The sequence below is a fragment of the Synechococcus sp. CCY9201 genome (assembly GCF_034931105.1).
GTDB lineage: Bacteria > Cyanobacteriota > Cyanobacteriia > PCC-6307 > Cyanobiaceae > CBW1002.
On record NZ_JAYGIC010000164.1, the window covers coordinates 1 to 9,639 of the forward strand.

Sequence of the window (9,639 nt, forward strand, 5' to 3'; positions counted from 1 at the left end):
GCGGCCACCACAGCCCTGCTGCGGCAGTGGCAGGTGCCCCTGCTCGGCCTGATCCAGGGCGGTGGCCCCTGGGAGCCAGCCCGGCGCCGGAGTGACGGACTGCCCTGGATCGGCTGGCTACCGGAGGCTGGGCGGCCTGAAGCGGTCTTGTCGGAGGCCGCCGAGCAGGAGTGGACCGAACAGGGCATGGACGCCATGCGGCTCAGCCTGGAGGCTCGCTGGCTGCAGCTACAGGCTGAGCTGGACTGAGCCTGGACCGCTCAGGTCTTCGTCTTCCAGGGCGGCAGGGGGGCTTTGGTCTCGAGCTGCCGCAGGCCGCCGTATGTCGGTTTGGCCGGCCCCAGCGGCAGCGACAGGAAGCGCACCTCCCCAGGGCGGGCCAGACCAGCGGCCAGCAGGCTGAGGGTCTCGCTGGGCTCGAGGTTCGTGTCCACCTCGCTGCGCAGCTTCTGCACCAGGTCCGGCAGATTGGCCAAGCGGGCCGGCTGAGCCAGGCTCTCAATCAGGGCGAGCACCACCAGCTCCTGCTGCTGGCGGCGACTGAGCTCGCCGATGCTGGGATCGCGGTAGCGCAGCAACTGCTCCACCTGGGCACCGTCGAGTTGCTGCAGACCGCTCTGCAGATCAATGCGGTAGCCCTGCGCCTTGTCTTCGTAGAGCATCTTGCGGGGTGGATTGACCTCCAGCCGGCCCAGGGCATCCACCAGGCTGCGCAGTCCGGCGCGGGAGAGCACCAGATAGCGGTCCGGCTCGCCGGGCTCCAGCTTCAGCAGTTCGCGCACCGCATCGCCGGTCAGGGCGACCCCGCCCGTGCGGTAGAGGCTGCCCAGAGCCTGGGGACGTTTCTGACCAGGCAGATTCACGGCCAGTTCAGTGGGCAGGCCGAGCACCTGCAGAGGACCTTCCGGATCGACCCGCACCAGCAGCAGCGCGTCGCTGTTGGGGCTCGGGGCAGGCTTGGCGGCGGTGGCGTTGTCCTTCGCGGCGGTGTCCTGAGCGGGCGACGCGCTGGTGGCTTGCGGGGTCTGGGGTGAGCCAGGCAGGCGATCGGAATCCAGCCCCACCACCAGCAACGTGATCGGCCGGCGTGGTGGCTCGGCCAGATCGCTTGCTGTGCTGGGGCGGTCGTCGGGGCTGCGGGAGTCCTGAACGGGCCAGATCCAGCCCAGCACGGAGATGCCGAGACCAGCGCCGGCGAGGGCGATGACGACACGGCCCAGGGCTCGCCAGCGATGGCCCTTGCCGACGGGGCGGACCCGCGGCGCGGCGGAATGTTCCGCTGAGGAGCTGGAGGTGGAAGGGTCGGTGTCCCGCATGGGGGGCATGGTGCCCGCAGGGCTGGTGGCCCCCACTCTGGCTCAGCCCGGGGATTTGCCCCGCTGGGCCGGGTGGCCGATAGGTTGTGGGCCGTGGAGTCAGCCCACCCCCCTTCCTTGACCGCAGCCTCCAGCACGCCGTCCGGCGCCACCGCGGGCTCCGCCACGCCACCGCACGAGCGGTCCCGCCCCCTGGCCAAGGGCAGCGTCTATCCAGCCAAGGACCTCTGCAGTCAGTGCGGCCTCTGCGACACCCGCTGGGTGTCCTACGTGCGCCGCGCCTGCGCCTTTCTGAGCCAGAACTTCGAGACCATGGAGGCGTCCGCCCACGGTCGCAGCCGCCGGCTCGATGACGAGGACGAGCTCTACTTCGGCGTGCAGCAGCGGATGCTTTCGGCCCGGCTGCAGCAGCCGATCGCCGGAGCCCAGTGGACCGGCATCGTCAGCCGGATCGGCGTGCGAGCCCTGGAGACCGGTCTTGTCGATGCCGTGCTCTGCGTGGGCCAGAGCCCTGACGATCGCTTCACCCCCGTGCCGGTACTGGCCCGCACCGCCGAGCAGGTGCTGGCGGCCCGGGTCAACAAGCCCACCCTCTCGCCCAACCTTGAAGTGCTGGAGCAGCTGCCCGGCAGCGGCATCCAGAGGTTGCTGGCCATCGGCGTGGGCTGTCAGATCCAGGCCCTGCGGGCCGTGCAGTCGACCTTGCCTCTCGACGAGCTCTACGTGCTGGGGCTGCCCTGCGTCGACAACGTCAGTCGCGAAGGCCTGCAGACCTTCCTCGAAAGCGCCAGCCGCTCTCCCGCGACGGTGGTGCACTACGAGTTCATGCAGGACTTCCGCATCCACTTCCGCCACAGCGACGGCAGCGAGGAGACCGTTCCGTTCTTCGGGCTGGACACCCCGAAGCTCAAGGATGTCTTCGCCCCCAGTTGTCTGAGTTGCTTCGACTACACCAATGCCGGTGCCGATCTGGTGGTGGGGTACATGGGGGCCAGCTTCGGCCGCCAGTGGATCACGGTGCGCAACCCCAGGGGGCAGGTGCTGCTGGATCTGGTGGAGCCCGAGCTGGACACCGCTCCCGTCACCAGCCGCGGTGATCGGCGTGCCGCCGTGCAGCAGGGCATCGACGCCTACGACAAGGCCCTGAAACTGCCTCGTTGGCTGGCCGAACTGGTCGGTTTCCTGGTGCAGCGGGTGGGCCCGCAGGGTCTGGAGTACGGCCGCTTCTCGATTGATTCCCACTTCACCCGCAATGCCCTGTGGCTGCGGCGCCATCACCCGGAGATGGCGGAGCGTCATATCCCCGCCTTCGCCCGTCGGATCGTTGAGCGCTACCGCATCCCCTCTCCATGAGTGACCGCCTCTGCGGGGTGCTGCTGCATCCCACTGCCCTGCCGGGCACGCCGGTGTGCGGCACCTTCGGTTCGCACGCCCATGCCCTGATCGACCTCCTGGCCGATCAGGGCATCGCTGCCTGGCAACTACTGCCCCTGGCCCCCACCGACGGCACCGGCTCCCCCTACAGCTCCCCCAGCGGGTCGGCCCTCAATCCCTGGCTGCTGGATGCAGACGATCTGGTGACCCAGGGCTTTCTCGAGCCTGGCGATCTGGAGGCCCTGCCGAGCGATGGCTCCGAGCCGATGGCTGAGAGCTCCGCTGGAGCTCCCGGGCCGGCACCGCTCGACCTGAGCCTGGCCCCAGCCCGGGCGGCGGCCCTGGGTCGTCTGCTGGTCCAGCGCTGGGCCAGCCAGCCGCTGGACCAGAAACAGCGCTTTGGCCGCTGGCGCCGGCAGCAGCGTTCCTGGCTGCGGGACCACTGCCGTTTCATGGTGCTGCGGCGGCTGCAGGAGGGCCAGCCCTGGTGGAACTGGCCCGGCCCCCTGGCCCGCCGCCACAGCCGTGCCCTGCGGACCCTCGATCAACAACACGGCCCAGCCCTGCTGGAAGAGGGGTTGCTGCAGTGGCATCTGCAGCGTCAGTGGGATGGGCTGCAGCGCCATGCCCACCGCCGCGGCGTGCAGCTGATCGGTGATCTGCCCTTCTATGTGGCCCACGACAGCGCCGATGTCTGGCGTCACCGCTCCCTGTTCTCCCTCCAGTTCGACGGCAGCCTCGCCCAGCAGAGCGGTGTTCCGCCCGACTACTTCTCCGCCACCGGCCAGCTCTGGGGCACCCCGGTGTACCGCTGGAGCGCCCACTGGCTGGGGGGGTTCCGCTGGTGGCTGCGGCGCCTGGGTCGCCAGCTTCAGCTGTTCGACCGGCTGAGGCTGGATCACTTCCGGGCCCTGCAGGCCTACTGGAGCATCCCCGGCAGCGACACCACCGCCCAGAACGGCACCTGGCAGCCCTCCCCAGGCTGGCCCCTGCTGGCGCTGCTCTGGCTCGACTGCTGGCGGCGCGGCGGGTTGCTCCCCGATGGCCGGCTGCCCCTGATCGCCGAGGACCTGGGGGTGATCACGCCAGCGGTGGAGGCGCTGCGCGACAGCTTCGCCCTGCCCGGCATGAAGATCCTCCAGTTCGCCTTCGATGGCAACGCGGACAATCCCTACCTGCCGGCCAACTACCGCGGCAACCGCTGGGTGGTGTACACCGGCACCCACGACAACGCCACCAGCCGCAGCTGGTGGGATGGGCTCGATCAGGGCGGCCGCGACCGGGTCCGCGCGGTTGTCGGCGCTGACGTGACAGCGCCGGGCTGGCAACTGCTGGAGGCAGCCCTGGCCACCGAGGCCGAACTGGTGGTGGTGCCCTTGCAGGACCTGCTGGAACTGGACGACCGGGCCCGCTTCAACACCCCTGGAACCACCGGTGGGAACTGGTGCTGGCGCCTGAATCGATCGATCAGTGACCTGAAAGGTCCGCTGCTCGGTTTCGGCCGGCTGGCGGATCGCTACGGACGCTCCTCGCCGGTGGGTCCGGGAGGAGCGGGCTGAGCGACGGGAGTCTCCGGTCGTTTCGGGGCCGGGGGGGCGGCGATCACGGCCGGGTAGCGGAAGCGGCCAGCGGGATTGCCAGCCAGGGGGGGCAGCGGCGCCCCGTTCCAGCGCACCGCCCGTGCCGCGGCGGCCGGTTCGATCCGCAGCTCGAACGGCGGCAGGATCGGCAGGCTGAGCGTGCCGTTCACGCCCTCCAGACGCGTGTTTCCTCCCTGGGAGGGGGTGATCTCCACCTGGCTGGGGGCGGCCAGCTCCAGGCTCAGCACCCCGAGCGTCTCCGGGCTTCCCTTGGCCAGCTCCCGCCGCAGCTGGGGGAGCCCCTGACCTCTGGCCGTGAGCGTCAGGGGACGCAACTCCGGATGAATCGCCAGCAGCTGCGCGGCTGGATCCTGGGTCCGCACCTGTTCGGAACGGGGCAGGGGGGAAATCGGCCGCGAGCTCAGCAACCCCTCGGCGGCGAGGCGCTGCTGCTGCAGGTTCACCGCGTACACCAGGCCCAGGGTGAGCAGGCCGTAGAGCACCGTGCCCTGCCAGGTGGTGAAGACATCGATCGAGCCGGGGGTGAAGCGCTGCAGCAGCATCCGGCGACTGGAAGGCCGGGCCTCGTTCACCGGCGCAGGCAGGGCCGCATCGAGACTCCCGGGGGGGAGTGCCAGGTATCGCTCAATCAGCGGCAGCATGGTGCGTAGGTAGGTCACCTCCGGCAGGCGGTCACGCCAGCCGCGCTCGAGCGCCTCCAGCACAGGGGTGCTGATGCGGGTTTCCTGGGCGAGTTCCCGCAGGTTGAGGCCGCGGGCCTCGCGCTGCTCCCGCAGCTGCCGTCCGGCCAGCAGCAGCGGATCCTGTTCGACCCCGCTGGGACCGCCGGTCGGGGATTCGGGCCGGGAACGCCGGAGCCAGCCCAACAGGCGCCGCGGCACGGAGCGCGTCGAGGGCTTACCGGGGCGGAGGTTCACGCAGACGCGACCAGAGCTTCCCATTCTTGTGGGTCGAGCTCGCGCCACTGGCCTTCCGCCAGATCACCGAGTGTGAGATCACCGATCGCCGTGCGTTGGAGATCCAGCACGGGATGGCCGAGGCGTTCGCCGGTCCGGCGGATCTGGCGGTTGCGCCCCTCACGCATCTCGAGCTCCAGAAGGCAGCTCTCGCGGCCCTGGCGCAGCACCCGCAGCCCCACCGGCGCGCTGGGCCGTCCGTCGAGCGGAACCCCGGCCTGCCAGCGGCGCAGGGTCGCGGCATCCGGGCGTCCGGCCACCCGCACCCGATAGGTCTTGCGGTGGCCATAACGGGGGTGGGTGAGCCGCAGGGTGAAGCTGCCGTCGTTGCTGAGCAGCAGGGCGCCGCGGCTGTCGGCATCGAGACGGCCCACCGGATGCAGGCCATCGCCTTGACGCCAGGCCAGGGGCAGCAGGTCCATCACGGTGGTGCGCCCGTGGGGATCGTGACAACTGCAGAGCACCCCCACGGGTTTGTTGAGCAGCAGAACCCGCGCCGGCAGCCGCTCGCCAAGACGATGGCCATCCAGCTCGACCCGGTCCAGCTGCGGGTCAGCCCGCTCGCCCAGCTCCGCCACGACGCCATTGACCCGCACGCGACCCTGGCGCAGCCAGTCTTCGGCCCGGCGGCGCGACCCCAGACCAGCGGCGGCGATCAGTTTCTGCAACCGTTCGGCGGCCATGGCAAGGGGTGAGCGGCCCTGCGCCCATTGTCCTGCGCGCAAGGCGGAACGATTCCGGAATTTGATGGTAGGTTTACGAAACAGGCAAGTTTCCTAACTCCGCCACCCCATGCCTTCCCTCTCCCTGGTTGCCACCGCCGGCTCCGCCACGGGGCCCCACGGCGATCTGGTGCGCTCCTACCTGCGCGACATCGGCCGGGTACCACTGCTCACCCACGAGCAGGAGATCACCCTCGGCCGTCAGGTCCAGGAGCTGATGGCCCTCGAAGAACTCCGCGAGGAACTCACCCTGCGTTGCGGCGGCCAGCCGCCCAGTGAGGAGCAGCTGGCCGTTGAAGCCAGTCTCACGGTGGCCCTGCTCAAGCGCCGGCTCGCCAACGGCCGCCGCGCCAAGGAGCGGATGGTGGCCGCCAACCTGCGGCTGGTGGTGAGTGTGGCGAAGAAGTACACCAAGCGGAACATGGAACTGCTGGATCTGATCCAGGAGGGCACGATCGGCCTGGTGCGGGGCGTGGAGAAATTCGATCCCACCCGCGGCTACAAGTTCTCCACCTACGCCTACTGGTGGATCCGCCAGGGGATCACCCGGGCGATCGCCGAAAAGAGCCGCACGATCCGCCTGCCGATCCACATCACCGAGACCCTCAACAAGCTCAAGAAGGGGCAACGGGAGCTCAGCCAGGAGCTGGGCCGCACCCCCACCGTCACCGAGCTGGCGGTGTTTGTCGAACTGCCGGAAGACGAGGTCAAGGAGCTGCTCTGCCGGGCCCGCCAGCCGGTCAGCCTGGAAACCAAGGTGGGCGACAGTGAGGACACCGAACTGCTCGACCTGCTGGCCGGCGATGGCGTGCTGCCCGAGGAGCTGGTCGATGGCGAGTGCCTGCGCGGCGATCTGAGCTCCCTGCTGGAGCAGTTGCCGGAACTGCAGGGACGGGTGTTGAAGATGCGGTTCGGCATCGACGGCAACGAGCCGATGAGCCTCACCCTGATCGCCAAGACCCTCGGCATGAGCCGCGACAAAACCCGCAACATCGAGCGGCGCGCTCTGGAGGGGATCCGTTCCCGCTCCGAGCTGCTGCAGGGATACCTGGTGGCCTGATCGATTCCTCAGACCAGCTGGATGTCGAAGCACTGGACCTCAAAGAACAGATCTTCGAAGAACTGGATTTCAGAAAAGTGAATGGAGAACAATCCCGACTCAGAAAAACTGGTCGAAGTTGTCAAAGTCCACGGCTTTGAAGCTGCCGTTCTCCACCTGTTCCATCAGGCGCTCCAACTGCACCCACAGGGCTCCCGCCGTCAGCATCGACAGCACGAACGACACCAAAAGGGCGGCACCGGAGGAGAATCCGAACACCTGCAGGCTGCCGCCGATGAACAGGGTCACGCCGATCACCAGGCCGGTGTACGGCAGCGTGATTTCCCACTGGCCCAGCGGCAGGAGTTTGAGGCGGTCCTGCTTCCAGCCATCAAGGCGATTCTGCACAAGCCGGGCGAAGGTGAGCCCGCACAGCACCGCGATCGCCAGACCGGCACCCGCCAGCAGGTACGGAGGCTGCACCAGGGTGGCGTACTCCAGGAAGATGTCATCGGCATCGAGGTCGCCGAACAGGCCACTGGCGGCATCCAGAGCCGCTTCCGACAGATTCACCGGGGCCGGATCTGGGGCGCCACTCGGCGAACCGAAGCTGCCGCCCAGCACCGCAACGGCAGAACAGAGAGAGGATGGGCCGCTGGCGAGGAAGCTCACGGAATCGGTCGGACGGTGCCGCGACCCTAGAACTGGGTCTGATCAGGCTGCGGCGGCCAGGGGATTGAACCGGGCGAGCACCCCGCTGGCCAGCTTGCGGGCCGAGAAGGTGCGGCGCATCAGGCCCAGCAGGGCCCGCAGGTCTTCGGTGTGGAGCCGGTCGTTCCGCACCAGGGTGAGCAGCAGACGCTGGCGCAGGCTGCTGCCGCCAGGACCGAGCAGGAGCCGCAGGCCATCGGTGGCCACCGGCAGCAGATCCGGGCTGGTCTGATCCCCTTCCACCACCTGCAGCAGATTTTCGAGCCGCTCGATGCGCAGGCGGCCATCGCGATCGAAGATCACCTCCAGCAGCTTCTCGCGCATCTCGGCGGTGTCCCCCGCCAGCAGGCGCCGGGCGACGTAGGGATAGGCGACCCGGATGATCTTGAAGCTGGGGTCCAGCCGCAGCGCCAGACCTTCCTGGCTCACCACGGCACGGATGATCAGGGCGAAGCGGGCCGGCACGCGGAAGGGGTAGTCGAACATCAGCTCCGAGAAGCGATCCGTGATCGCCTTGAAGTTGAAGCTGCCCACATTTTCGCCCAGTGCCCCGCCCAGCACCTCCTCCAGTGCCGGCAGGATCGGGGTCAGGTCGGCATTGGGATTGAGGAAGCCGAGATCGATGAAGTCCTGGGCCAGGGCGGCGAAGTCACGGTTGATCAGGTGCACCACCGCACCGGTGAGGGTGAGGCGATCGGCATCACTGATCGAGTCCATCATGCCGAAATCCACATAGGCCATATGGCCCATGGCTCCGGTCTTGCCAGGCAGCGCAAACAGATTGCCCGGATGGGGATCGGCGTGGAAATAGCCGAACTCGAGCAGTTGCTGCAGGCCGGAAATCACGCCGGTGCGGATCAGGGCGGCGGGATCGAGATGGCGCGCCTCCAGCTCCTGCCGGTTCTGAAGCTTCACCCCATTGATCCACTGGGTCGTGAGCACATGACGGCTGGAGAGCTGCCGGTACACCCGCGGAACGATCACCTCCGGGTGGTCAGCGAACAGAGCAGCGAATCGCTCGGCATTATCAGCCTCGCAGTGGTAGTCGATCTCTTCAAACAGGGTGCGGCCGAATTCATCGATGATCTCAGCCAATCCGAAGCCGAGGTTGAGCGGCAGGATCGGGGCTGCCGCCACGCCAAGCAGTCGGATGATCGCCAGATCGCGGCGCAGGATGTAAGGAAGGTTGGGTCGCTGCACCTTCACAGCCACCCAGTGGCCATCGGCCAGCCGGGCCCTGTACACCTGGCCGAGGCTGGCCGCGGCCATGGGGTAATGGGGGAACTCCTCGAACAGCTGTTCCACCGGAGCGCCCAGCTCGGCCTCGATCAGCGCCAGGGCGGTCTCGTGATCGAAGGGGGGAAGGTTGTCCTGCAGCTGGGTGAGCTGCTCCAGCCAGTCGCGCCGCACCAGGTCGGGACGGGTGGAGAGCGCCTGGCCCACCTTGATGAAGCAGGGGCCCAGGTTGGTGAGGGTGGTGAGAATGCGCCGGGCCAGACGCTGCTGCACAGCCCGATCGCGGCTGTTGCCCTGCACGACCAGCACCAGGGCCAGGCCACCCAGCTGGCTCAGCACCACCACCAGCCGGGCGATCAGCAGCCAGGGGCGACGCAGCAGCCAGCGGCGGTCAGCGCTGGCGTCGTAAGAGGGCACCAGCTCCTCGACGGGAGCCTGGGTCTGGGCAAAGGACGCAGTGATGGCGGCGGCTCCTGGGTCTTGGCCCTTGGGAAGAGGAAACTCTAGGAATGTCTGCCCAGGGACCTGCGATCCAGTGACCCTGCTTCCCGACCTGCCCTGGTTCCGACCGCAGTCCAGTCCGGCGGCACCGCTGCTGGCGGCCCTGCGGGCGGGTCGCGGCGAACTGGCCTTGCATCTGCCGGCCCATGGCCGCGGCCGGGGCCTGGCTCCGGAGCTGCGCCA

General features: G+C 68.6%; 8 protein-coding genes and 1 pseudogene. 4 read left to right on the forward strand and 5 right to left on the reverse strand.

Annotated features, from left to right (window positions below):
- A pseudogene (locus VB716_RS16040) lies at positions 1 to 249 on the forward strand (hypothetical protein); the annotation flags it as partial.
- A gap of 11 nt (positions 250 to 260) precedes the next feature.
- On the opposite strand, the gene VB716_RS16045 reads toward VB716_RS16040, so the two are convergent.
- Complete coding sequence (locus VB716_RS16045; protein ID WP_323271003.1) at positions 261 to 1,316, reverse strand: LCP family protein; 1,056 nt, start codon at positions 1,314 to 1,316, stop codon at positions 261 to 263.
- Between the two features lie 117 nt (positions 1,317 to 1,433).
- Here VB716_RS16045 and VB716_RS16050 point away from each other — a divergent pair, with 117 nt between their 5' ends.
- Both VB716_RS16050 and malQ read left to right on the forward strand, forming a co-directional pair.
- Positions 1,434 to 2,669 carry a Coenzyme F420 hydrogenase/dehydrogenase, beta subunit C-terminal domain gene (locus VB716_RS16050; protein ID WP_322757442.1) on the forward strand — a complete coding sequence of 412 codons (1,236 nt, stop codon included), beginning with the start codon at positions 1,434 to 1,436 and terminating at the stop codon, positions 2,667 to 2,669.
- Positions 2,666 to 4,249, forward strand: a complete 1,584-nt coding sequence (malQ, locus tag VB716_RS16055) for a 4-alpha-glucanotransferase (protein ID WP_323271005.1) — start codon at positions 2,666 to 2,668, stop codon at positions 4,247 to 4,249. Before VB716_RS16050 ends, malQ begins: the two co-directional genes overlap by 4 nt.
- On the opposite strand, the gene VB716_RS16060 is transcribed toward malQ, so the two are convergent.
- Together VB716_RS16060 and VB716_RS16065 are read right to left on the reverse strand one after the other, a co-directional pair.
- Positions 4,207 to 5,208 (reverse strand): helix-turn-helix domain-containing protein, encoded by a 1,002-nt coding sequence (locus tag VB716_RS16060; RefSeq protein WP_323271007.1) that lies wholly within the window; start codon positions 5,206 to 5,208, stop codon positions 4,207 to 4,209. The two genes, malQ and VB716_RS16060, sit on opposite strands and share 43 nt — an antisense overlap.
- Positions 5,205 to 5,930 (reverse strand): pseudouridine synthase, encoded by a 726-nt coding sequence (locus VB716_RS16065; protein ID WP_323271008.1) that lies wholly within the window; start codon positions 5,928 to 5,930, stop codon positions 5,205 to 5,207. The genes VB716_RS16060 and VB716_RS16065 overlap by 4 nt, the downstream gene beginning before the upstream one ends.
- Positions 5,931 to 6,039: 109 nt before the next feature.
- On the opposite strand from VB716_RS16065, the gene VB716_RS16070 reads away from it, so the two are divergent.
- Positions 6,040 to 7,029: an RpoD/SigA family RNA polymerase sigma factor gene (locus VB716_RS16070; RefSeq protein WP_197153971.1), complete on the forward strand. Its 990-nt coding sequence runs from the start codon at positions 6,040 to 6,042 to the stop codon at positions 7,027 to 7,029.
- Positions 7,030 to 7,128: 99 nt separating this feature from the next.
- Here VB716_RS16070 and VB716_RS16075 read toward each other — a convergent pair whose 3' ends face one another.
- Together VB716_RS16075 and VB716_RS16080 are read right to left on the reverse strand one after the other, a co-directional pair.
- Positions 7,129 to 7,629, reverse strand: a complete 501-nt coding sequence (locus VB716_RS16075; protein ID WP_323271012.1) for a hypothetical protein — start codon at positions 7,627 to 7,629, stop codon at positions 7,129 to 7,131.
- Between the two features lie 93 nt (positions 7,630 to 7,722).
- Complete coding sequence (locus tag VB716_RS16080; protein WP_323271010.1) at positions 7,723 to 9,372, reverse strand: AarF/ABC1/UbiB kinase family protein; 1,650 nt, start codon at positions 9,370 to 9,372, stop codon at positions 7,723 to 7,725.
- Positions 9,373 to 9,639: the final 267 nt, after the last annotated feature.